General features: G+C 36.4%; 21 protein-coding genes. 16 read left to right on the top strand and 5 right to left on the bottom strand.

Going from position 1 to position 23,388, the window contains the following annotated elements; genetic code table 11:
• Window positions 1-16 precede the first annotated feature (16 nt).
• Entirely contained in the window at window positions 17-403 is a 387-nt protein-coding gene (locus tag CY0110_RS23980; protein ID WP_008278193.1) for an HNH endonuclease, read from the bottom strand.
• Between the two features lie 323 nt (window positions 404-726).
• Between CY0110_RS23980 and CY0110_RS23975 the strand changes: the two genes are divergently transcribed.
• The gene (locus CY0110_RS23975) at window positions 727-1,188 is read left to right on the top strand and encodes an Hsp20/alpha crystallin family protein (protein ID WP_008278192.1); all 462 of its coding nucleotides are present in this window, start codon (window positions 727-729) and stop codon (window positions 1,186-1,188) included.
• A 254-nt stretch (window positions 1,189-1,442) separates the two neighbouring features.
• Here the strand turns inward: CY0110_RS23975 and CY0110_RS23970 are convergent, their stop codons facing one another.
• Window positions 1,443-2,327 (bottom strand): hypothetical protein, encoded by an 885-nt coding sequence (locus tag CY0110_RS23970; RefSeq protein ID WP_008278191.1) that lies wholly within the window; start codon window positions 2,325-2,327, stop codon window positions 1,443-1,445.
• A 149-nt stretch (window positions 2,328-2,476) separates the two neighbouring features.
• Here CY0110_RS23970 and CY0110_RS23965 point away from each other — a divergent pair, with 149 nt between their 5' ends.
• Window positions 2,477-2,809 carry a DUF6883 domain-containing protein gene (locus CY0110_RS23965; protein ID WP_008278190.1) on the top strand — a complete coding sequence of 111 codons (333 nt, stop codon included), beginning with the start codon at window positions 2,477-2,479 and terminating at the stop codon, window positions 2,807-2,809.
• Window positions 2,810-2,820: 11 nt separating this feature from the next.
• Window positions 2,821-3,039 carry a DUF4926 domain-containing protein gene (locus CY0110_RS23960; RefSeq protein ID WP_008278189.1) on the top strand — a complete coding sequence of 73 codons (219 nt, stop codon included), beginning with the start codon at window positions 2,821-2,823 and terminating at the stop codon, window positions 3,037-3,039.
• Window positions 3,040-3,226: 187 nt separating this feature from the next.
• Here the strand turns inward: CY0110_RS23960 and CY0110_RS23955 are convergent, their stop codons facing one another.
• Both CY0110_RS23955 and CY0110_RS23950 read right to left on the bottom strand, forming a co-directional pair.
• Window positions 3,227-3,652 carry a type II toxin-antitoxin system VapC family toxin gene (locus tag CY0110_RS23955; RefSeq protein WP_008278188.1) on the bottom strand — a complete coding sequence of 142 codons (426 nt, stop codon included), beginning with the start codon at window positions 3,650-3,652 and terminating at the stop codon, window positions 3,227-3,229.
• Window positions 3,652-3,915, bottom strand: a complete 264-nt coding sequence (locus CY0110_RS23950) for a hypothetical protein (RefSeq protein WP_008278187.1) — start codon at window positions 3,913-3,915, stop codon at window positions 3,652-3,654. Before CY0110_RS23950 ends, CY0110_RS23955 begins: the two co-directional genes overlap by 1 nt.
• Window positions 3,916-4,071: 156 nt before the next feature.
• Between CY0110_RS23950 and CY0110_RS23945 the strand changes: the two genes are divergently transcribed.
• The 5 genes from CY0110_RS23945 (at window position 4,072) to CY0110_RS23925 (ending at window position 9,389) form a co-directional block, all read left to right on the top strand.
• Window positions 4,072-5,160 (top strand): tyrosine-type recombinase/integrase, encoded by a 1,089-nt coding sequence (locus tag CY0110_RS23945; protein WP_008278186.1) that lies wholly within the window; start codon window positions 4,072-4,074, stop codon window positions 5,158-5,160.
• A 141-nt stretch (window positions 5,161-5,301) separates the two neighbouring features.
• Window positions 5,302-7,071 (top strand): ShlB/FhaC/HecB family hemolysin secretion/activation protein, encoded by a 1,770-nt coding sequence (locus CY0110_RS23940; protein ID WP_035800518.1) that lies wholly within the window; start codon window positions 5,302-5,304, stop codon window positions 7,069-7,071.
• A 112-nt stretch (window positions 7,072-7,183) separates the two neighbouring features.
• Window positions 7,184-7,696, top strand: coding sequence for a hypothetical protein (locus CY0110_RS23935; RefSeq protein ID WP_008278183.1), 513 nt, complete (start codon window positions 7,184-7,186; stop codon window positions 7,694-7,696).
• Between the two features lie 273 nt (window positions 7,697-7,969).
• On the top strand, window positions 7,970-8,701 hold the full coding sequence (locus CY0110_RS23930; RefSeq protein WP_008278182.1) for a DUF928 domain-containing protein: 732 nt from the start codon (window positions 7,970-7,972) through the stop codon (window positions 8,699-8,701).
• A 286-nt stretch (window positions 8,702-8,987) separates the two neighbouring features.
• Window positions 8,988-9,389 carry a hypothetical protein gene (locus CY0110_RS23925; RefSeq protein WP_008278181.1) on the top strand — a complete coding sequence of 134 codons (402 nt, stop codon included), beginning with the start codon at window positions 8,988-8,990 and terminating at the stop codon, window positions 9,387-9,389.
• A gap of 73 nt (window positions 9,390-9,462) precedes the next feature.
• Here CY0110_RS23925 and CY0110_RS23920 read toward each other — a convergent pair whose 3' ends face one another.
• Window positions 9,463-12,189, bottom strand: a complete 2,727-nt coding sequence (locus CY0110_RS23920; protein ID WP_008278180.1) for a CHAT domain-containing protein — start codon at window positions 12,187-12,189, stop codon at window positions 9,463-9,465.
• Window positions 12,190-12,287: 98 nt separating this feature from the next.
• Between CY0110_RS23920 and CY0110_RS23915 the strand changes: the two genes are divergently transcribed.
• The 8 genes from CY0110_RS23915 to CY0110_RS23885 form a co-directional block, all read left to right on the top strand.
• Window positions 12,288-12,683, top strand: coding sequence for a hypothetical protein (locus CY0110_RS23915; RefSeq protein WP_008278179.1), 396 nt, complete (start codon window positions 12,288-12,290; stop codon window positions 12,681-12,683).
• Between the two features lie 203 nt (window positions 12,684-12,886).
• The gene (locus tag CY0110_RS23910; RefSeq protein ID WP_157464643.1) at window positions 12,887-13,690 is read left to right on the top strand and encodes a hypothetical protein; all 804 of its coding nucleotides are present in this window, start codon (window positions 12,887-12,889) and stop codon (window positions 13,688-13,690) included.
• Window positions 13,691-13,880: 190 nt separating this feature from the next.
• Entirely contained in the window at window positions 13,881-14,465 is a 585-nt protein-coding gene (locus tag CY0110_RS23905; protein ID WP_157464642.1) for a hypothetical protein, read from the top strand.
• Window positions 14,466-14,760: 295 nt separating this feature from the next.
• On the top strand, window positions 14,761-15,402 hold the full coding sequence (locus CY0110_RS23900) for a hypothetical protein (RefSeq protein WP_008278176.1): 642 nt from the start codon (window positions 14,761-14,763) through the stop codon (window positions 15,400-15,402).
• Between the two features lie 257 nt (window positions 15,403-15,659).
• Entirely contained in the window at window positions 15,660-16,385 is a 726-nt protein-coding gene (locus CY0110_RS23895) for a hypothetical protein (RefSeq protein ID WP_008278175.1), read from the top strand.
• Between the two features lie 343 nt (window positions 16,386-16,728).
• Entirely contained in the window at window positions 16,729-22,047 is a 5,319-nt protein-coding gene (locus CY0110_RS23890) for a hypothetical protein (RefSeq protein ID WP_008278174.1), read from the top strand.
• 162 nt (window positions 22,048-22,209) lie between these two features.
• On the top strand, window positions 22,210-22,374 hold the full coding sequence (locus CY0110_RS30570; protein ID WP_008278173.1) for a hypothetical protein: 165 nt from the start codon (window positions 22,210-22,212) through the stop codon (window positions 22,372-22,374).
• Between the two features lie 232 nt (window positions 22,375-22,606).
• A partial coding sequence (locus tag CY0110_RS23885; protein ID WP_008278172.1) for a sigma-70 family RNA polymerase sigma factor occupies window positions 22,607-23,388 on the top strand: 782 nt, incomplete at its 3' end.

Below are 23,388 nucleotides of genomic sequence, written 5' to 3'. Positions count from 1 at the left end.
TAAATCTAAACTCATATTAGACTCCTAATTCTAATTTTAATTGACCTGGACTGATATTTCCTCGTTGTCCTCGGTGCAGATAAAGATGACAGGCACTACACAAAGGAATGAGGTTAGACGGATGGTTATTGGAGGGATCATAATCAGAATGATGGACGGTTAAGGTGTATTTGGTTCTTAAACTTTTATCGGTCAACCATTGTTGTATGATTATCAACCAAAATAGGAGTAATGATAGGGGATAAATAGCTTTATATAGGATGGTAGGACAAAGGTTAATAGATAATTTGTCATCAGGAGATAGACACATTTGCCCACATTTAGAACAAGTCCATTTAGCCGACTGTTTAACCCTTAAGGCAATTTCGTCCCAATCATCAGGATATCTATCTCTATTTTTCATTAATTCTTTATCCTATTTTTATAAGTGTATCAAACCAAGGGTATTTTATTCACAAAATAGCTAAATAATTACGAATTGCTGTTACTAGAGCGAAAAAAGTAAAAGCTATATTATCCCAATAAAAACAATCAACCTGGATTAAGTAGGGTTTTCATGACCGAAACGCTCTTTAATTGGTTCGGTGAGTAAACCCTACCTTTATAGGGGATATAAGCCCCACTTACGTTCCTCTTGCCATCTGATTAATATAAAAATAACCAAACAAATAAACAAATCAGTTTACGTTAATCAACTATCAGACTATTACTAAAGGAGACAGCATCATGGTATTAGTACGTTATAATCCTTGGCAAGAAATGAATTCTTTACAACATCAATTAAATCGTTTATTGGATGAAGCTTTAACCCCTACTAATTGGGAAGAAAATGTAAATTTCTCTAAAATCCCTGCTGCTGAATTAACCGAAACTGATGACGCTTTGCATCTCAAACTTGAAGTTCCTGGGATGTCAGCTAAAGATTTAGACATTCAAGTAATGGTAGATCGAGTGGCTATTGCTGGTGAAAGAAAATCGGAAACTGAAACGAATGAAAATGGTAAGACTCGCTCAGAATTCCGTTATGGTAAATTCCAAAGAGTGATCCCCCTTCCTGTACGCATTCAAAATACCAATGTTACCGCAGATTATAAAGATGGTATTCTTCATTTAAACCTACCATTATCTTCTGAAGAAAAAAATAAAGTTGTTAAAATTAGTCTTCCTGAAGCTGAAGCCACTGCTTAGTCGTTTAAGGTAAAGATCATCGAGTCCCTATCATTTGATAGGGATTTTTTGTGACAATTATCAAAGTGTCCCTTATCTATTGAATCAAAACAGTGGCGATTTTAAGCTTATTGTAAATCGATAATTAATCGGTCATTTGTGGTGTGAGAGAGTAATGTAAGAAAGCACTTGGGGTCGAAACACGGCAAGACTCCCAGGTGTTTTCTATTAGCAATAAATAAGAACAGTTCAATGGGGTAACTATTAAATAACCTTTAAGAATTAAGTGTCTTTTGAATAGCTTGTATCATCAAAACCTGATTCTCTTTTTCACGAGTTAGAACATCAATTATTAAATTAGTTTTCCGACGCTTTCTAGACTGTGAATAGTCTCTGCTTGTAAAAACCGTCTTCCCCTTCAATGAATTAAACTGTTTCATTATTTGTTGAAGCTGTGTGACTGTTAATTTTCGCACCTTGGAGATGGCTTTCTTGACCTCCTCATCGTGAGATAAGCTAGAATCAAACTCCGTTTCTTCATGGGGTAGATGATTAGTTTCTACCACTTCACTCAAAGGAATGTTCTCATTCTCTATTTTGGGTGTATCTTCGAGAGAATCATCTCTGATGACTGTATTCTCTTCTTTAACTTCTTCAATGGGTTGATTATGAGGTTTAAGTTCTTTTAACTCCTGAATTGCTTTCGTTAACCCATCTAAATAATGATCTAATGAATCTATATGGGTTTTCATCGATTGGATCGTGGGATGGTGGGAAATGGCATACTCTAATGATTCTGGACTTTTATTAACAGATTGTTGAACAAATTGTTTTACAGATTCTAATAACTCCTGTTTGACGTTCTGTATATCGTTTTGAGCAACAGTCTTCTCTAATTCTTGTGTAACAGTCTGTTTGACAAGTTGTTCAAGGTCTTGTTGATTAACACTTTGTTGAACAGATTGTGAAACACCATCAAGTCCTAAGCCTTTGGTGATGAGGTCAATGATAGTGGCTGTTTTATCATATTTACCCTCACCCTTGGCAAAATGAGTCATCCCGTAGGCTTCTATTTGGTTATAGAGGTTATGGGGGATTCTAGCAGCTATGGCTATGCTCTTAGAGGTTATCCAGGTTTGATTGGTTTTCGTCTCACTCATCGTTATTCATTTGTTCAACAATGTGTTATACAAACTAGAGTAACCCATAAAGGAAACCAAGGGAGAAACTGATTAACATATTGTTAAACAAGGTGTAATACAAAAATAATTAATTATGATAAAATAGGGTTAAGAGAAAAACAATTATAATGAAACTGCCTAACCCTTCAAAAACCTTCATTGATGATAATAAATTAGCGGGTTATTCCCTGAATGTAAACCATGACGAAGGAAAACACAAAGCCCGTGTTTTCAAATCAGCTTTAAACCTCACCATTGATAATATAGAAGAACTCAAGCAAGCCCTATTAGAAGCGGTTAAAACCTACTCAGCAATTCCTGATAAAGCCAACTCTTACGGACAAAAATATATTATTGACTTTCCCTTGACAAGAGACAATAAAACCGCCATTGTGCATAGCGTCTGGATAGTTAGGAATGATGAAAACTTTCCTCGGTTAGTCACCTGTTATCTACTTTAAGGAGAAAAAAAATGAAACTCTTAGACATTGTAGCCTTACTAGAAAATTTACCCGAACTCAACCTTTATCGGGGACAAGTGGGAACCATTGTAGAAGAATACGAACCTGGAGTTTTTGAGGTCGAATTTAGTGATAATACAGGAAAAGCTTACGCTATCGAAACCTTAACAGAAACTCAATTGATGCTCTTACATCATTCACCTTTAGAACGAGAAAAAACACCCGTTTAATTAGAGTTTGATGATTAATCAATCTTGAAATACCGAACTCTTATGAGAGACACCGAAGATTAGGGGAGTCAATTAGTATTCTTAAAGATGGCAAAGTTGTTACTTTAAATGCTGACTAAATCCCCCCTTTAGATGAGCCAAAAAATCATGACCTATTAGACAAAACCTAACTAAGCGATTAGCCTTGTTAGCTCAAAAATATCCGTTCAAAGGGTTGTTTGCGATAACGACGGTAAATATCAAAATCACTATCTAGGGTAATAATTGCTGAAATATTGAGTCTTTCAGAAATAGCAATTAAGGATAGATCAGCAAAATCTCCAGGTAAGTCAGCATACTGTTCATTGAGTTGTTTAATTCGGGCAAAGTCTTCTGATATGAGAGGAATACATTGATAAAGTTTTAGGGCTAAATCGTTAAGAAATTCATTCTGTGTCCGATAATCTGAACTGAGAAGATACATGACTTCCGTAACACAAGCCGTAGTAGTAATTAGTTCACTGGTACATTGTTCAAAAAAGCGACAAACCTTCTCATGATAGTTATCTTTGGCACTGTAATAAGCGATTAAAATACTACTATCTGTGAGAATAATCGGGGGATAATTCTTCATTAATTGGATTTTTGATGACGGTTTTTAATATGACTGGCTACGATGTTTTTACGATTTTCTCGTAATGATAAGTCAGCTTGAGCGTCTTGAAGTAAATGCTTGGGGTGTCCTCCTCGTCTTTCTACTAGGGTTTGACGGGGTTGTAAGGTTTGCCAATGTTGGTAAATTAGCTGTTTTAATAATTCTTCTGAGGTAATGTTCTCTTTGGAGATGATTTCTGCTAGGTAGCTTTCAGTTTCTTTATCTAGATTGATAGATAACATGGGTGTTGGTTTTATAATGGTTTTCTCTATTTTATTCGGGAATAGCCGTTCTCACTTAACGTCGTATAAGGGTAATTATCCGACGCACTATGGTATGCTAATGAGGTCAGTATCGGGCATTTGAGCCTGATCTACAAAAGGATTTATCCGACGCTTATGCTGACCCAAACTACCTCCTCGGATCTCACCCCCACTGATTTATTGGATCGCTTTGCTGCTTTCGTTCGCCTGGACACTGCTGATGGCAATGCAGCTGATGATACGGTGAAAACCTACGCTTGTACGGTGAGACAGTTCTTTGGCTGGTGTAACTCTCTTCGTCTCCATCCCCTCGATGCCACAAGGGATGACATCAAGTTATACCGTCGTTGGTTGGTAGAAATTCAGGATTATAAATGTGCGACCATCGCTCTAAAATTAACGGTGGTGCGTCGCTTTTATGCCGGGGCGGTAGAACGGGGTCTAATATTGGCTAATCCTGCTTTGGGGATAAAACCCCCCAGAGAAAATATTGATCCGGCAGAACGGATTAATTACCTGGAAGAAGCTGAAGTAACAGGGTTATTGGCGAGTTTGCCCACTGAGAATACCATTGGGGCGTTACGGGATAGGTTTCTGGTGGCGGTGATGGTATTGGAGGGATGCAGAACGGTGGAGATGCACCGCGCTTGTATTGGGGATATTGTTAAACGAGGGGGTGATATTGGCATCAGGGTATCGGGGAAGCGATCTCGACGCATTGTGCCGTTAACCCCTGATCTAGCGAAGCTGCTGAATAAGTATTTGAATGCTAGGAAGCGGTCAGGGGAGGCATTGTTAGCGGATACCCCTTTGTTTATTGCCTTAGATAAAAGGACTCATGGAGGGCGATTAAGTCGTCGTTCCATTCAGCGAGTGATTGATAAGTATTTACGAGCATCAGGGTTAAAGGAGCAGCCAACGAAAGCCAAAAGTAAAAAACGAGCATCTAATCAGTCTCATCAACCGTCTATAAGGGAAAAACAAAGTCCTGCACAATCTGCTTCGTCTAAGTCTCATAAGTTTCAACAACCACAGCGACAGTTGAGCGCACATTCTCTGAGGCATACGGCAGGTACTTTGGCCATTAGGGCAGGGTCGGATTTAAGGCAGGTTCAGGATTTGTTAGGCCATGCTGATCCGAGGACGACTGCTTTGTATGCTCATGTGGCTGACCGGTGGCGCAATAATCCTGCATTGAGGTTAGGGGTAAAGGTTCCTCTATAGGGATTGCAGGACAAAGGGGGGAGTAGCAACTGTATTCGCACCTTCTAAAAACCTATTAAACCTCACCTAAGATAAAAACCACTATTAAACCAATTTGGCTGAAATAATGCTAATTTATGAAAAATTCATTAATTGGAGCAAATGGCAAACGTTTCTGCAAAATGGTGTGTAGGAATATTCATCATACTACTGAATAGTATGGTGGCACAAAAACTCATAGCTCAAACTATAGACACCCCCTCAGAAGTCGACTTACAGCCTCTAAGAGACTTAATTCCTACTCAACCACCCCCTTCCCTTCCGTCACCTCCAGAAACGTCATCACCCGAAGATTTGCTTCCCTCTCCAGAACAACCGTCACCCGAAACTGCTCCCGATACAGGACAGACAATAATACTAACAGAGTTTCAATTTGTCGGTAATACAGTGTTTACCGACGAGGAATTAACCGAAGCAGTCACTACAGGATTGACCAATAAACCCCTTCAGGTATCACAATTATTACAAGTTGCGTCTTTTGTCGCTGAAGTGTACGCTGAGAAGGGATATAGTACATCCGGAGCAGTAATTTCTATTCCTAAAGCGACTCAACTACAAGGAAAAGGGATAGTCGTCGTTGAAGTCATTGAAGGGGAATTAGAAGAGATTCAAGTAGGTCCTATGAATGAAGGGGAACGACTTGATCTTAATCCTGAATATGTGCGTTCTCGAATTGCTGTGGCTGTAGGTAAACCCTTAAATATTAATCGTCTTCAAGAAGCATTACAACTGCTGCAACTAGATCCTCTCATTGAACAAATTTCTGCTCAACTCTCTAATGGAGTTCGTCCTGGAACCAGTATTTTAACAGTCAAATTTGCCACGAGGGATACTTTTTCTTTGCAAGGACTTTCCGATAATAACCGTACCCCCAGTGTGGGAGGGTTTCGACGGGGTGGGGCTATCTCAGAAGCCAACTTATTAGGGTGGGGGGATACGTTACGAGCAGAATATCGTAACAGCGATGGCAGCAATGATGTCGAGGTTTCTTATACCCTTCCCATTAACCCTTACAATGGCAGTGTCAGGTTTAGATACCGAACCACCAACAGTACCATTGTTAAACCGCCGTTTGACGAATTTGATATTGATTCTCATTACGAAAATTATGACTTGACCATTAGGCAACCCGTGTTCCAAACCCCGCAACAAGAAGTGGTTTTAGGATTATCTTTAGAACGTCAAGAAAGTAATAATTTTCTACGGGGTATAGCGTTTCCCTTGTCTCCTGGGGCAAATATTAAAGGACAAACTCGCATTACCACTCTACGGTTATTTCAAGAATGGTTACAACGGAACTCGCAAGAAGTGATTGCCGTTCGTTCTTCGTTTAATATGGGCTTAGATTTTCTCGGAATTACTAGCCCTTTTGATGCGGACATTAATCCCGATGCCCCGAAAAATCGTTATTTTACTTGGCGCGGACAAGCACAATGGGCCCGTGTGTTAGACCGTGATACTCTATTTTTAATTCGTAGTGATATTCAAATTAGTTCAGATCCTTTAATTCCGCTAGAACAGTTTGTTTTAGGGGGTGCAGGAACGGTACGAGGTTACGCTCAAAATTATCGTCTTAAGGATAATGGGATTATTGTTAACGCAGAGATACGTTTACCTGTGTTACGCATTGAGGAATATGACACTTTAGTACAACTTATTCCTTTTGTTGATTATGGTAGCGGATGGAACCTGAAGCGGCCGACTGTTCATCCTGCTACTTTAGCCTCTGTGGGGTTGGGTGTGTTATGGCAACAAGGAGATATTTTCAGTGCGCGTCTAGATTGGGGTATTCCCTTAACTCCCAATAACCGAATTGATAATACATGGCAAGAACATGGTCTTCATTTTTCATTGATTTTTAATCCCTTTTAAAACCTTGTGCATCAATCTAATCATTGAGTCCTAAAAGAAATTAAGTCAGCAATTGAGATTGAGAAAAAATAGCTCAACTCTCTTCCTAAAAACTCTGTAGAAGGTACAAGACATGAAACTCAATGCAAAATCTCTAATTTTTAAAGCACTTTTAGGCATAAGCGTCATTGCTTGTACTGTGGTTCCAGCTAAAGCAGGGTTTTTTGATGGCACAATTTTTGAGAATACGTTTGTAGATCCTAGCACTTGGGTTCCTAGTGCGCCTAGTACCGAAACTGATTCAGGTTCTCATTTTGCTGTTCAATCAAAATATGATGTTGTTGTTGAAAATGTAATGGCCAATTGGACGTTAACCTGCGATACGCCAAACACTTATTTTCAGATTGAACCTAACGATAATGGTCGATCTCTACAACTACATGAAGGGGATAGGGTCAATTGCTCTTTTTCTTACGAAGATATGAATATGGAAGATCCCTATGAAGATGAATATATTGGGGGGATAACCTTTTCTGTGTATTCAAGCGGAACATATCTGTTGGAAGTTAACATTAACGACTATTCATCTGCCTTGATAGAATTTCCATCCGGTCAAATTGAGGAGCTTGGTTACTTACTAAACTAAGATTAGATAAACCTTTGTCATGATAAAACTAATGAGTCAGGATATAAGATTTTTAATTTTGTTATATCCTGAATTTTCAGAAACAAGACAATTTTATGTTGATCATCAATAAGTCAAAATGAGTAGGGAAAGAGAACTGATCCAAATTGATAAGTAAGCGTTTGAAGGGGTTTTATAAGCTGGTTAGAGATTAATTTTAATTAACGTTTAGTTCCTAAGTGCATAAAGGCTTTTGTTTATCTCTAAAATAAAAAAGTAGAAATAGTAAAGACGATGAAAAAAATATCTTACTTCACAAAAGTAATTTTTTGTATTGCTTTTTTAACGTTAATTAACAGTAACCAATTGCCTGTATTATTAAGGGCAGAACTTCCCCCGGCACCAGAAACAGGAACTCCCCCAGGAAAGCCGACCCCTGGTGGAACTCGACCGGATGCCATTTGTCAGAATACTTCTTTACCCCTTACGGCTTTGGCTGCTTATAATGGTAAAGATTTTACTGTCTCTTCTCATCCCACTTTTTGGTTTTATATTCCTTATCAACCCCAAGATATAAAAGAGATTCAATTTATTATTGAAGACCCCCAACAAAATTCTTTAAAAAATATTTATCAAACCTCACTTCAACTAAGTCAAGGGTCGGGACTGATGAAAATTCCCGTTTTAAAACAACCTCAATATGCTCTAGAAGTTGATAAACTTTATCGCTGGAAATTAATAGCTTATTGTACAGGAAATACTACCGATGATCCCGATTTAGTCCTGGAAGGATGGGTTAAGCGAGTTCCTATATCGGCTGAACTAAATAATCAATTAAATTCGGCTGAAAAAGAAGATTATCTTATCTATCAAGATAACGAAATTTGGTACGATGCCATTAATACTTTAGCTGAACAATATTTTACTAATCCTGAAGATTCTGACTTAAATAAGGCTTGGCTAAATCTTTTAGAAGCTATTAATCAAGAAAAATTGAGTCAAGAATCTTTTGGTAACGGCGTTTGAGTATCAGATACTCCTCAAACGCCGTAACTAGGCAGAAGTGTTGGGTAGTGATTCCGATTCACGGGAACGGTCACCAATATAACAACCGACAATTTCTCTGGTTTTTCTATTGATCTGCAGCCAGACCCAGTATTGATTATAGTAGTGTGGAGATCACTAGCAAATATCTTCACGCACGTCCTGATCAATCTAGTAGTTAGTTTTTGTAAGTAGGGTGCATAAATTTAGAGATTGGTATCTAGTAATAAGTAACTCAACTGTTTAGCTTAGGAGAGAAAATTAGATTATGAAGTTACAGACATTACTAGGTATTACTTCTGGAATTGCTTTATTGGTAACTAACATTCAGCCTGCTAGTGCAGCAAATTGTCTTTCATTATTGAAAAAAGCATCTTCACCTTACAATGGTGCAACTATTTCTTGGAGCGAACATCCTCATGTTGGATATGGATTCTGGAAAGGAGAACTTGATATTGTTTATGTAGACGATAAGAATACCAGGAACAATCATTTTAGCTTTCGGGGTTATACAAACCTTCCAGGCGAAAATGCTGAAATTAGAGGAAGTGGAGAAGGCAACACAGTAATCTTTATGAGACGAGGCAACCAAAAACATCAAGGATCATGTGTCGGAAATAGTATTGAAGGAAATTATCCTAAGGGAACATTTAGAATTAGACTATATTAGTCTAGGAGCAGCCCTTTCAATGTGTTGTGATTGTTCCCAATTTATAGTTAGGTAAAAGAATCCATAAGCGAAATTATTGCCAACTCCCGACTAAAACATAAGCCCCCCAATTATAGGGAGAATTAAGCAGTTTTATTCCATCAAATTCTTGATAAACTAAGGATTTTTGAGCTTGATGAAGGGCTTCGGCTTTGCTAACTCCTTTGGTTAATTCTTCATAAAAACGTTGAATTAAAGGAATTGTAAAATCATCATTGGCTAACCAAAGACTAGCCAGAGTGCTTTTTGCTCCTGCTCTAACCGCTAAACCAGCTAAGCCTAGGGTAGCACGATTATCCCCAGAAGCGGTTTGACAAGCACTAAGCACTAATAAATCAAGCTCATTTATGCCTTGGTTTGTTTCAATTCCTAATAAATTATTTAACTCATTAGGGGTTAATAATTCGCCATAAGCAAGAATATAAGTCTCTTGGGGATCTGAACTAAAATTACCATGAGTGGCTAAATGAAGAACTGAAAAATTATTATCTTCTAGTTTTTTTCGTAAATTATTTTGAGTAAATTGAGCATTTAATAAAGCATCGGTTGGAGCAATTTTTTTGAGTATTTCTATTTCATCTTGGGCTTTAATTTCTCTAAAGTTTCGTTGTTCAACTTGTAAAGGTTCACTAATACCAGCAGCTAGAACATTAAGTGATTGAGAAGGGCGCTGTAAATTTAATAATTTTGAACTGGGAAGTAAAGCTAAAGCGTATTTTTTCTCGACTAAATATTCTTGGTTTTCTTTGTCATATAAAACTGCCATAGGGATATTTCTTAAATAACCATCTAGCACAAAAACTAAGGTTGTTACTTCAGGACTATTTTCCAAATCATTTTCAAGAGGTTTGATTAACCATTGATAAACTTTTTGGGAGGTTTCTATAAAGGTTTGATTATCTTGACTACCTAATGCTTTTCGTAATGTAATAAGCGTATTGTCTACTTCAGTTTGAGGAATTTCGGTGAATTTGTAGTTAATAGATTGATTAGGGAGTTTATAAAGAATATAAAATTTATCTTCAAGGATGACTGGATAAATTAAAGCAGCTTCTTGAATCGTATCAAAATTTGATTGATTAGTGGCAACTGAAGTTAAATCACAGCGCAGAAAATTCTCTAATTCCGCTAATTGTAAAGCATCAATTAAATCAATAATATCGGCTAATTTATTAGATTTTAATCCTTGTTCGGGAGAATTGGTTAAAATCAGTTTAACCAATTGTCGATAAATTGGTTCAACATTATCTCTAAAAGAAAACTGAACATCAGTATTAATGGTTAGTAAATCCCCTCTAATTTGCTCCAGGGTTTTAACAGTATCCTGGTAAGCTATTATAGCTTTTTCTGTTGCTTGTTGACTAGCAAATATTCTACCAAGTTGCCATTGCCAAAGATAGGCAATATCAGGATTTTGCGAAGGTTGTGCCAGTAATAAAGCGTCTTGAGTTAATTGTTGAGCTTGTGATAAAAAGTCTAATTGATTATATTCTAAACTTAAGTATTCATAGAAACCTCCAAGATTACCTAAACTATAAGATAAAGCTCGTTTATCATCTAATTTTTTCGCTTGTTGAACGGTTGTTTGTAAAGCAGTTTCTATATTGTCCCAAGAACTAAGATTAGGTTTAGCTGCTAACTTTTGTTGAAGACAAGCTTGATTTTTAGCTAATTTAATTTGAGCATAAATAGAACTTTGTCCAGGAGATAATTGTAATACCTTTATAGTTGGTGTAATTTGTTGTGCTTGACTAATTTGATTCGTCTTTAATAATAAATCTAAATGGTTAATTTGTGCTTTAACGATAAGAGAAGGATTTATCGAGTTAAAACCCACTTGTTGATAAGCATTAGAAGCTTGTTCTGATAAAGATAAAATTTCTTGAGATATATTGTTATCAAAACATTGCCAAGAATTTGTATCATAAACTTTGTTTTTATTTTCTCTTTCCTGAATTAAATCAATTTGTTCTCTATAGTAATTACCTAAACTTAATAAAGTTCTCCCCATTTCTTCAGCATCATCCATTTCTTGAGCAATCACTAAGCTTCGATTTAACATTGTTTCAGAGACTTGTAAATCTCCAGAGGTTTGCCATAATTCTCCTAACGTTCTCCATCCTTTTACTTGTAATGATAAAGATACTTCATTAAGTCCTTGTTCGATAATTATAAACATTTCTTTTGCTTGCTGATACAAACCTAAGCTTTGTAAAGCTTGAATTTGATTAATTTGACTGCTAATGACTCCCTCTTTTTTGTTTAATTTTTGGTAAACTTGAGTTGCTTTACGCCAACTATTAAGGGCAAGTTCTCCTTGTCCTTGTTGATACCACAAACGTCCATAAATATTCAGTGCAGGTGCAAGAATAAGAGCTTGTTGTTTGGATAAATTATCAACAGAATTTTTAGGTTTAAATGCAAGTAGTTCAAAACATTTATTGATAGCTGTTTTTGCTTCTTCCCATTCTCCCAATTGTTGATAAGCTAAAGATAAATTACTTAACGTAATAGCTTTATTAAAGGTATCTTCTTGTTGAGTAAAGATTGTAATGGCTTGCTGTAAATTCTCAACCGTATCTCGAAACTGTCCCAGTTGATAAGATTGTTGTCCCTGTTTAACCAGTTCTAACCCAGAATTTAAGGTTTGACTAATCTGTATATTATGGGCATAAACCTTCACTGGAATAATTGCTATAGTAAACAACAACCCAATGAGAAAGAAAATAAGACTTTGACGGATTTTAGAGAAACGGTGCATAAAGTTTCTTGACTCAACCTATAGCCTAACTGTAAAGGATAAATCATCTACAGCACGATGAATTATCTTCATGGTACAACTAAGTTAGAGAAAGAATCATGACCAAATTAACTAAAATCGTTGCTATTGTTGTCAGTTTACCCTTAGTTACTTTATCCTCAAGTGTACAAGCTCAAACTGCCGAAGCATTAGGACAAGATTTAGGAAGCTTTGTCGGAGGAGTGGGTGGTGCAGTAGGAGGAACTGCGGCCGGGACTTATGTTGGTGGGCCTTATGGTGGGGCAGCAGGAGGTTACGTTGGTGGTAAGTTCGGTGAAGAATTAGGTAGGGACTATGGGGGTCAAATTGGCCACAAAGCAGGAGAATATGGAACTGAATACTTGAATGGTGTCAATCAACGTAATCAATATAATGGTCGTACTTCAACATTGCATAACAGTCTTCTTGATTTAGATGTTTCTGATGATGGTCCTGCTTTTCCTCCTGGATTCTAAGTTTTCATTATTTTTATTTTTTACCTTTCAGAAAATAATAATAGAAGTGAGTTAGTCTCGCTTCTATTTTTTTTATTTAATATCCACTTATTTAATTATTTTTTTTCAACCTACTATCAAATGTGCATAAATTTCTCAAACCCAATCTATAGGTTAAGTGAAAGGATAAATCATCCAAAACTATTAAAATCAGAGAGAGAACCATGATGAAATTAACTAAATTTGCTGCTATCGTCGTTAGTTTACCCCTAGTTGCTTTACCTTTAAGTGTACAAGCAGAAACCGTTGACTCAAACAGAAAAGAATTAAGTCCGTTATCCAATAGTGCTACCGAGGTGGTTGAAGAGGTAGTAGTAGAACCATCAATCGAACAACCTACTATTAGTATTATGGAAACTGAGGTTAATGATGAGTTAGCTGAAACATTAAACCCTGAGATTCAAACAGAACAGGAAATGGTCACAGACGAAACTCAACAATCAGAAGAAATTGACTCAGAAAATGCTACTGAAGATGAGACAGCAACTGTGTCTGATAGTCTTGAAGTAGAAACAAATGAGAGTGAAGAAGAACCTGCCATTAGTATTATCGAAACTGAGGTTAATGATGAGTTAGTTGAAGAATTTAATTCCGAGGTTCAAATAGAACAGGAAATGGTCACAGACGAAACTCAACAATCAGAAGAAATTGACTCAGAAAATGCTACTGAAGATGAGACAGCAACTGTGTCTGATAGTCTTGAAGTAGAAACAAATGAGAGTGAAGAAGAACCTGCCATTAGTATTATCGAAACTGAGGTTAATGATGAGTTAGTTGAAGAATTTAATTCCGAGGTTCAAATAGAACAGGAAATGGTCACAGACGAAACTCAACAATCAGAAGAAATTGACTCAGAAAATGCTACTGAAGATGAGACAGAAACTGTGTCTGATAGTTCTGAGGTAGAAACGGACGAGGGGGAAGATGGTCCTTTTTCCTTTTTTAAATCCTTCATCCCATTTTTGTAATTTTAAAAGCTTTTTGGACTTCAGATAGTAACAGTAGAAGTGAGTTTATCTCGCTTCTTTTTTTTGAAGTAAATATCTACTTATTTAATTATTTTTTTTCAACCTACTATCAAATGTGCATAAATTTCTTAAACCCAATCTATAGGTTAAGTGAAAGGATAAAACATCAACAATTATTAGAGAGAGAACCATGATGAAATTAACTAAATTTGCTGCTATCATCGTTAGTTTACCCCTAGTTGCTTTACCATTAAGTGTACAAGCAGAAACCGTTGACTCATTAGGAAAAAAGTTAGTCCCCTTGTCCAGTGATGCTACCGAGGTGGTTGAAGAGGTAGTGGTAGAAACATCAAAAGAAGAACCTGCTATTAGTATTATGGAAACTGAGGTAAGTGATGAGTTAGCTGAAACATTAGAGCAAGAGGTTCAAATAGAAAAAGAAACAGCAACTAAGAAAATTCAAGAATTGAATGAAATTGAACTAGAAAATGTTGCTAATCCTGAGACAGAAACAGTATCAGATATTATAGAGATAGAAACGTCCGAAGTCGAAGAAAAAACGTCAAATAGTGGAGGGAAAATCAGTATTATTAGTGATGAATTAGCTGAAGAATTACAGAAAAACTATAAAGGTCAAATACAGAAAATGGGAAGAGAAGAAACTCAAGACTTCAAGGAAATTGACTCAAAAAATTATGTCGCACCTGAAACTGTACCCGAGACTCTTGAGATCCGAGCTTTTATCGAAGAACCAGTTTCCACTCCCTCTTCATAATTTTTAAAAGTTTCTTTGACTTCAGAAAATAATAATAGAAGTGAGTTCGTCTCGCTTCTATTTTTTTATTTTCTTCTTTAGTCTATCGATATGAAAACTGCTATCAAAAGGATAAGCTCTGTATCGCACAAGTATGGGAACTTCTATAAATAAAGGGTGTTTGAAGAATCAGAAATAATTTTTACTCAAAATCCTATCAATTGTGCATAAACTTCTGAGTCCGAATCTATTGAATAAATGAAGGGAGTTAATCCTTCATTACTCAACTCAACACACACATTTAAGGAGTTAACCAATGCGCTTTAAATTATTATCAGCACTCATCGCTACAACGACTCTTTTTGGTGCTATCACCCCTGTACAAGCTCAATATTTCTCTTCCGCAGGGGCTGAATATTTTCCGAAATCTGATCAATTTCAAAGAGATACTTTGTGTACTGATATTGCTCTTCGTACAGATGCGATTAGTGATAAAGGAAGAATTGCCATTAATAATCAAGATTCTATGAGTCAATCTAACAGTAATAGCGAAAGTCACTCTAACATCAGTTCACGCAATCAAGAATTAAGTGGAAGTGGTAGTTATGCTTGGGGTTTGTTGGACGGAAAAGGTGGTGGCAAAAACAGCAGTCATAACGAAAACCATGACACAGCAAGTTCAAGTTCTGATTATGAAAAATCAGGAGCCCAAGGACTTGAAATTGAGCATGACAGACAGGTTAGTAATGCAAAACTTGGTCATGATTGCTCTGCTTATTTAGATGCCGCACAAAAAGTTCAATCAACACAAATCCACACTGCAGGACAAGTTCAAATGAATTACGATAACACAATGACCAATCGTGAAGCTATTAAGTCAAAAGAAAAAGTGAGAATAGAGGAGATTAACAGTAATTCTCAAATGCAAATCTTTAACAATTTAATGCAGGGTTGGTAATTTATTAATACTATTCGGTTAAACCTAAACAGTCCGTGAGATGAAAGGTGTGAGGAAACAAGGGAGAAAGGAAGACAAGAAAGTTTTATTGATTTCCAAGTCTTCTTTATCCCAAAGAATAAGTTTTCTTTTTTTTAAACCGACCAGCATAGAGTAATTTCTAACCTAGAAAAAATGAAAAGGAAAACTATTAATTTTTCCCTAATAAGTCAAGTTTTTTGTTTATCTACTATCTAATTTATTCGGAGCTATTTGTCATGAAAAAATCAATCATTTTAACCTTCGCTACCTTAAGCGCAATGATCCCTCTCACTTCTCCTGTTATGGCTAATTCTAAGACTTTTGTCAATCAATCATCTTCTCACTACCATCAAGAAATTACACTCAACAAATCTACTGCTTTTACCGTTGGTTTTTCTCAACCCATACAATTTGAACCCTCACAAGGTAAAACTAGCCCCATAACCGCTTTATTAGCGCAGCCTGTTGTTGATAATTTCGGTAATGTTATTATTCCTCAAAATTCTCCTATTACTACTCGACTGGTTTCTACAGAACAAGGGGTAAGAATTGTCGCTGAATCCGTTGTAATTGGCTCTCAAGCTCTTCCTATTCATGCAGTTAGTCCTGTTCTTGCTGAAACAAAAGTAACCATAGCTCAAGCACCTCAACAAAAACCAAAAGGGAAAATGTTAGGTTCTCTGGGTGGTAGTATTGCAAGCTTTTTTGGTGATTCAGACAACAAAAGTGAAAAAAATGACACCATGATGCAAGGTATGTTAGGAGGGAATGCTCTTGGTATTTTAGTAGAATTAGGAGCGGAAACACCACAAGAAAAGTCTGTTGTCCAAATTCCCCAAGGTAGTGTTCATATCTTAACTTTAGAAGCACCGATGTCTTTTCCCAATTATGGCACAGCACAGAAATCAGGAAATACAGAACAGTCTCGTAATGTTCCTACTTCATCTCAAGCTAATTATTAGTCAATCTATTTCTGTGTTTTTGAGTGAACTGCCTACGCTCTGTCCTTAGACGAGCGTAGGTTTCTGGTATCCGCTTGAGGACTGATTAAAGTCAGGAAAGGAATTACTCCCTCTCCTGCTCTCCAAAACGTAGCGTGAGAGTGAATTAATTTGACTAGGTGTAAGTTCTGAGTTTTATTTTCTTTTTACAAATAGTTTCTCACTCCACTCTTTTGTGTCCCCTGTCCCTTTGTAAATTCCGAGTACAGCCTTAAGTTAGCGCATTCACTGCATAAATATCTTTATTCACATCTATGAAGTTAAGAGGAAGTCCAACAATCAAAAAATAGAGGAAATGTAAGTCATGTTTGAGGATACTCCTAGTACCATATTAACAAATCTTGACACTTCTGTTTCTCCTAATACAACGGGATTGATAGGAGATTTGAGTTATTTAGAGACAAATACAAATACTTTATTATTATCTGGGTCAGAGACAGAACTTAATTTGACTCCACTCTTAAATGAAACAGAAATTGAAACAACTGACCAAAATTTATCCCAAAATACGGATTTTTTGACTGGATTATCTGTCAGTGATCAAGAAATTATCTCATTAAATGGTTTATCCCCTGGAGATTATCGCCTCAAAGTTCATGGTTATCAAGGAGATACTAATTCTGATTATGATTTAACCCTTAATACTCCTATTGACTCAGGTGCGAATAGTCTCAATACAGGAGAAAATAATACTCCTCCAACCGATACAGGAGAAAATCCACTTCCAATTTCTGAGCAAGAGAAACTAACCGATATTGTTGATAGTTTATCCTCTTTTAGATCAGTGTTTACAGAGGTTAAAAATACCATCGAAGACAATCTTCTATTTGTTCAAGAAATTGCCCTATTATCCCAACGAATTGATAGTCAAACCGCTATTACCTTTCTCAATGAATTAACGAATCTTATTGACCAAGCTCAGACAACGTTAAATAATGCAGCTAACTTAGATTTAGACTTAATTCTTGAAGAAATATCTACTACAATTGACGATTTTGGTGGAGTAACATTAGCTATTGACGGTAACATGATTACCTCTGATTTAATTAGCACTGTTGAGCTAAATAGTGACAGTGAAATTATCTTTAACTTTGATTTTTCAAAATCATTTAATATCTCAGAAACTATCGGAAACTCAGAAACTTTTGACCTTGGAACCTCTGCAATTGAAGGAACAGTCACAGGGACGGCTCAAGGAACAAATACCCTAGGTTTTAATATTAGTTTTGGCATTGATAGTAATGGCAATACGTTTATAATTGAAGGGGGATTACTTGATTATAATCTTAATTTGGGAGCTAATCTTACAGGGGAAATTGACATTGTTGGTCTAATTAATGGTGGTCTGGCAGGAGAAGGACTCTTAACTGCTGATGCTGAATTATTAATAGATGATGGGGATAATATTCTTAATGAAAGACTCTACTTAGGCAATGAAAATTTTACCACAATCATTGATCCAGAGGGCATTTCCTTAACGGGAAGCATTGAATTTGAAGAAATGACAATTACAGGGAATTTACCCAGTTTATCTAATACCTTAAACCTAGCGATCTCTGCGTCAGGGTATTGGGATTTTATGACAGGAGAAACCGAATTAGTCTTTGAAGAAGATGCCCTTTTAGATGGGTTAGTCAATGCAGTTGATTTAGGTATTAATTTCCTAGAATCTCAAAGCTTAAAGTTGGCAAAATTTACCGAAGATATTCCCATCCTTGGGGATAATTTAGCGTCTGGACTATCATCAATTATTGAACAAGGATTTGATATTAATGCTCCCACAGAAGGAACAAGAGCTTATCTAGAATCTTTAGGCATTGTTGTAGAAAAAGTGATCACGCCTGAACAATTCTTTAGTGGTAACTATCTCAATGAAGATGTTTTATTACTACGATATAATACCTCTATTAGGGATAGTTTTGGCTTAGATAATATCAGCGAAACACTGAATTTAGACCCAGCCACCTTTACCCTCAATGGTGAGTTAAACGCAACACCAACCATAGGGTTAGATGTTGTTTTCGGACTAGATTTAATCAATGGTCCCTTCATCATAGAAGGGGCAAGTCTCGATGCTCAATTACCCGTATTGCTCAACTTAACAGGAACAGCTGAAATTGGTGATATTTTAGAGGCACAAGTTAGTATCGAAAACGGCAATTTGAATCCCCAGGCAAAATTCATCTTTAGTGATTTTGATGCTATTACTGATGAGCGTTTCTATTTATTAGGAAATAATCAGCTTTCTCTCGATGCCCTCTTAAGTAATGAACAAGCCATTGAATTAACCGGAGAACTGGGATTAACGGCTGGTTTAACGGTTAATAATCCGTTAAATAATCTCAATATTCCCATTCTTAATAAAATCATTCCTGATGACTTTGATTTCACCTGGAATGCTGCTTTAACTTATGATTTAGCCACTGGAGCAAGTAGTTATAGCGTTCAAGAGGATGAGAAAATAGATGCAATTTTTCAACTATTACAAGGTAATGAACAAGGAATTATTAATCTCTTTTTAGGAGACTTAATTGAAGCCAATCCTATTCCCCAAGAAATTCGAGAATTTCTCACCTTAGATATTCCCTTACTCAATCAAAACCTCTTAGAAATTATTGGGGTTCCTGCGTCAGCCGAAATTCTCATTAATCCTGACAAATTCCTAGGACAAAATACCAGCCAAATTAATAATAATGATGATCAATCTTTAATTGATTTAAACCTTGATTTGATCAGTGCATCTAGTATTATTAATCTCCTCAACGGCAACGATGCTAATTTAATTAGTCTCGATGTTGAACAAAGTTTCATGGCCCCCACAGAAGAAATAACTATATTTGCTGCCCCTGTTTTCAGTGCCTTTGGCATCGTTAATGTGGTCGCCGATGTAGCCATTACCCCCGAAGCATCCCTCAACATTGATACAACCATTGGACTTGATACAGATGGATTTTACGTTCTCGAAGGGGGAAGCATTGCACCATCAGGGCGCACAGTTGGGGATAATTTATTTTCTCTCAATCCCGAATTAACCGCTAGTCTCACCGGTACTGTCTTATTAACCGCTTTACCCACTGTTGATCTCGCAGGATACGTTTCCTTGATAGGTGAAGCCGGTATTCGTTTAGATGATTCGCCTTTTATTGATGATCCGCTAACAGACTCAAATCCCAAAGTTCGACTCTCAGGATTAACAAATCCCGATAATCTGCACGTCAATTTTGGTATTGATCTGGGGTTTGGACTCACTTCAACCCTGTTCCCCATTGGTAATTTTGGCTTCCCTCTGATTAAAGACGGCGAAGTGGAAGAAGTTGTAGAACTCTATAATTATGAAGCGGGTTCTTTAGCGGATATTAGCTCTGATATTCAAGGTTTTATTGATACAACGGAACGAGAAGGGGCTTTAACCTTACTTGCAATTGGGTTATTAACGGGTAGTCCAATCTTAACGACGGCAGCAAGTGCATTATTAGCAGACGATGCAGTTGCACTGGCAGATGAAGCGTTTTCCGCCCTTGTTGATGGTTTGAATGATGCTGGTGCTAGTATTTCGGATACTGCTAAACTTATTGGCGACGCATTCAGCAAATATGGTGGAAATTTAGGGTTAGATCAGGTTACTCAAATTGCTGATTTTCTCTACGATAAATACAGCGACATTTCCGATGTTGCTGGTGCGATTTATCAATACATCACCGATGATTTAGGAGACATTGCTAAAGGTCTTTATGATGGTATTACTAATGATTTAGGAGACATTGCCAGAGGGCTTTACAATGGTGTTACTCATAGTTTAGATAACATTGCTAAAGCCTTATATGATGGAATCGTTCAAGATTTAGATAGAATTGCTCAAGTCATTCTAGATGAATTTGGTTCTGGATTTATATTTCAATTAGGAAACTTAATTACTCAATATTTACCTGATGGTCGCAAGATTGAAGAATTGTTTAATGAAGCAGGGGACTTGCTAGAAAAAACTTTTTGGAATGCGGCGGGAGTTTTAACCGAAAGTATAGAATGGTTGAGTGATGGTTCTCAGATCAAAAACCTCTATGAAAATGGTGTCAATAATCTTCGTTACGTTTGGAACAGTGCTGGTAAATTAGCGGAGAAAATAGAATGGTTGAGTGATGGTTCTCAGATCAAAAACCTCTATGAAAATGGTGTCAATAATCTTCGTTACGTTTGGAACAGTGCTGGTAAATTAGCGGAGAAAATAGAATGGTTGAGTGATGGTTCTCAGATCAAAAACCTCTATGAAAATGGTGTCAATAATCTTCGTTACGTCTGGAACAGTGCTGGTAAATTAGCGGAGAAAATAGAATGGTTGAGTGATGGTTCTCAGATCAAAAACCTCTATGAAAATGGTGTCAATAATCTTCGTTACGTCTGGAACAGTGCTGGTAAATTAGCGGAGAAAATAGAATGGTTGAGTGATGGTTCTCAGATCAAAAACCTCTATGAAAATGGTGTCAATAATCTTCGTTACGTCTGGAACAGTGCTGGTAAATTAGCGGAGAAAATAGAATGGTTGAGTGATGGTTCTCAGATCAAAAACCTCTATGAAAATGGTGTCAATAATCTTCGTTACGTTTGGAACAGTGCTGGTAAATTAGCGGAGAAAATAGAATGGTTGAGTGATGGTTCTCAAATCAAAAACCTCTATGAAAATGGTGTCAATAATCTTCGTTACGTTTGGAACAGTGCTGGTAAATTAGCGGAGAAAATAGAATGGTTGAGTGATGGTTCTCAAATCAAAAACCTTTATGAAAATGGTGTCAATAATCTTCGTTACGTTTGGAACAGTGCTGGTAAATTAGCGGAGAAAATAGAATGGTTGAGTGATGGTTCTCAGATCAAAAACCTTTATGAAAATGGTGTCAATAATCTTCGTTACGTTTGGAACAGTGCTGGTAAATTAGCGGAGAAAATAGAATGGTTGAGTGATGGTTCTCAGATCAAAAACCTTTATGAAAATGGTGTCAATAATCTTCGTTACGTTTGGAACAGTGCTGGTAAATTAGCGGAGAAAATAGAATGGTTGAGTGATGGTTCTCAGATCAAAAACCTTTATGAAAATGGTGTCAATAATCTTCGTTACGTTTGGAACAGTGCTGGTAAATTAGCGGAGAAAATAGAATGGTTGAGTGATGGTTCTCAGATCAAAAACCTTTATAAAAATGGTGTCAATAATCTTCGTTACGTTTGGAACAGTGCTGGTAAATTAGCGGAGAAAATAGAATGGTTGAGTGATGGTTCTCAGATCAAAAACCTTTATGAAAATGGTGTCAATAATCTTCGTTACGTTTGGAACAGTGCTGGTAAATTAGCGGAGAAAATAGAATGGTTGAGTGATGGTTCTCAGATCAAAAACCTTTATGAAAATGGTGTCAATAATCTTCGTTACGTTTGGAACAGTGCTGGTAGTCTAACAAAAAAAGTAGAGTGGATAGGTAATACCACAAAAATTTGGCAATATGCAGGTGGCACAGTTCAGAATTTTTGGGAATATACCGATGATACTTTGACTAAGTATTACGATGTTGCTCGTGGTTGGTGGGATTCTGTTAATAAGTGGTCGGATAAGGCTACAGATTGGTGGAATTCACTCTTTTAAGAGACTATTTAACTAAGATTTCTCAATCTTCAAAGTATGAATAGGGGACAAGGCTTGATTTTTAAATCCTTGTCCCTTTTTTGTGCATAACATCCCTCAAGTCAAATCTATTAATATAATGAACCCTCAAAAACATCTAATAACAATGCGGAGATTAAAACAATGCAAGTTAAATGGAAAAAGTTACTTCTCTATCTATTTATTACCCTAATGTCTGAAATCTTGCTTAACTTTCTGGGACTGGATGATTTAGCAGACTATAGTGAGTTTATCTTTCAAAAATCTTCTCTGGTTTTATTAAGTTCAAATACTTATTCCTATCAGTAAACTAGCACAGCTTTTTGAGATCAATGGTAAGAAATTGCTTTTTCTCAGTTTAATTCTATGTTAAGTTTTACTTAATTTTTGGTATTTAACGCTTATCTTAGAATAAAACAGAACATAATGTACTTACTTAATATTTAACTTTAATAGCTAGTAATTTACCATACGCTAACAAATACGCAAATATTTGTACCGATGTGACTTTGTGCGTTCCCATCAATCCAGTAATAAACTAATGCGTTCTCGTCAAGATATCTTTGAATCATTTTCAAGTTTTATTCAATTAGCTTCTGATTCTTTTGGGGGTTGGTTAATTGACCCTAAATTACGTCGTAGTATGGAAGTTAATCTTAAGAATTTATCTGATTCGACAACCTCAGAAAAATTTTGGGTTATTTTTTGGCATAAAAAATGGCAAGAACAATCTTATCCTCTAAGTAAAGATCACTTGTCAGCTTATTTACAAGAATCCTGTTATTGGGCAGCACAAAACACAGTTGGTAAATTTTCTAATCTACAATATAAATTATCCGATGGGTTTCAAATAGCGATCGCTTCGATGGATAAAGTATTAACAGGTTTTGATCTAGAACTGGGGAATTCTCTAAAAAGTTATGGAAGTCAAATTTTTAGAAGTATTATTACCAATACTTTACGACAACGAAGAGAAACTGATATTTGTAGTGATTGGGCTTTATTAAGGAAAGTTAGTCAAAAACGTTTAATAATTGCTTTAAAAAATGCAGGATTAAGTCATCAAGAAATTGAGAAATATCGACTAGCTTGGCGTTGTTTTATGGAGATTTACACTCCTAATCAAGCAAAAGGAACTCAGCAACTTTCGGCACCTGATGAAACAACTTTGGACAAGATAATAGAAGTCTATGAACAGCAATACAGCTTAATAACTGAATTACCTAAGAAAGAACTAACGTCAGAAATCCTAGAAAAATGGCTTAAAAAATGTGCTAAAGCTATTCGTTCATATTTGTATCCTCAAACAACTTCCTTAAATAT

Source organism: Crocosphaera chwakensis CCY0110 (genome assembly GCF_000169335.1).
Lineage (GTDB): Bacteria > Cyanobacteriota > Cyanobacteriia > Cyanobacteriales > Microcystaceae > Crocosphaera > Crocosphaera chwakensis.
Note: the sequence above shows the minus strand (reverse complement) of the source record. Positions and strands in the feature narration are given on the sequence as shown.

Bases quoted from the DNA above. Each gene is read 5' to 3' on its own strand.
- CY0110_RS23980 (WP_008278193.1), bottom strand. From the start codon at position 403: ATGAAAAATAGAGATAGATATCCTGATGATTGGGACGAAATTGCCTTA.
- CY0110_RS23975 (WP_008278192.1), top strand. From the start codon at position 727: ATGGTATTAGTACGTTATAATCCTTGGCAAGAAATGAATTCTTTACAA.
- CY0110_RS23970 (WP_008278191.1), bottom strand. From the start codon at position 2,327: ATGAGTGAGACGAAAACCAATCAAACCTGGATAACCTCTAAGAGCATA.
- CY0110_RS23965 (WP_008278190.1), top strand. From the start codon at position 2,477: ATGAAACTGCCTAACCCTTCAAAAACCTTCATTGATGATAATAAATTA.
- CY0110_RS23960 (WP_008278189.1), top strand. From the start codon at position 2,821: ATGAAACTCTTAGACATTGTAGCCTTACTAGAAAATTTACCCGAACTC.
- CY0110_RS23955 (WP_008278188.1), bottom strand. From the start codon at position 3,652: ATGAAGAATTATCCCCCGATTATTCTCACAGATAGTAGTATTTTAATC.
- CY0110_RS23950 (WP_008278187.1), bottom strand. From the start codon at position 3,915: ATGTTATCTATCAATCTAGATAAAGAAACTGAAAGCTACCTAGCAGAA.
- CY0110_RS23945 (WP_008278186.1), top strand. From the start codon at position 4,072: ATGCTGACCCAAACTACCTCCTCGGATCTCACCCCCACTGATTTATTG.
- CY0110_RS23940 (WP_035800518.1), top strand. From the start codon at position 5,302: ATGGCAAACGTTTCTGCAAAATGGTGTGTAGGAATATTCATCATACTA.
- CY0110_RS23935 (WP_008278183.1), top strand. From the start codon at position 7,184: ATGAAACTCAATGCAAAATCTCTAATTTTTAAAGCACTTTTAGGCATA.
- CY0110_RS23930 (WP_008278182.1), top strand. From the start codon at position 7,970: ATGAAAAAAATATCTTACTTCACAAAAGTAATTTTTTGTATTGCTTTT.
- CY0110_RS23925 (WP_008278181.1), top strand. From the start codon at position 8,988: ATGAAGTTACAGACATTACTAGGTATTACTTCTGGAATTGCTTTATTG.
- CY0110_RS23920 (WP_008278180.1), bottom strand. From the start codon at position 12,189: ATGCACCGTTTCTCTAAAATCCGTCAAAGTCTTATTTTCTTTCTCATT.
- CY0110_RS23915 (WP_008278179.1), top strand. From the start codon at position 12,288: ATGACCAAATTAACTAAAATCGTTGCTATTGTTGTCAGTTTACCCTTA.
- CY0110_RS23910 (WP_157464643.1), top strand. From the start codon at position 12,887: ATGATGAAATTAACTAAATTTGCTGCTATCGTCGTTAGTTTACCCCTA.
- CY0110_RS23905 (WP_157464642.1), top strand. From the start codon at position 13,881: ATGATGAAATTAACTAAATTTGCTGCTATCATCGTTAGTTTACCCCTA.
- CY0110_RS23900 (WP_008278176.1), top strand. From the start codon at position 14,761: ATGCGCTTTAAATTATTATCAGCACTCATCGCTACAACGACTCTTTTT.
- CY0110_RS23895 (WP_008278175.1), top strand. From the start codon at position 15,660: ATGAAAAAATCAATCATTTTAACCTTCGCTACCTTAAGCGCAATGATC.
- CY0110_RS23890 (WP_008278174.1), top strand. From the start codon at position 16,729: ATGTTTGAGGATACTCCTAGTACCATATTAACAAATCTTGACACTTCT.
- CY0110_RS30570 (WP_008278173.1), top strand. From the start codon at position 22,210: ATGCAAGTTAAATGGAAAAAGTTACTTCTCTATCTATTTATTACCCTA.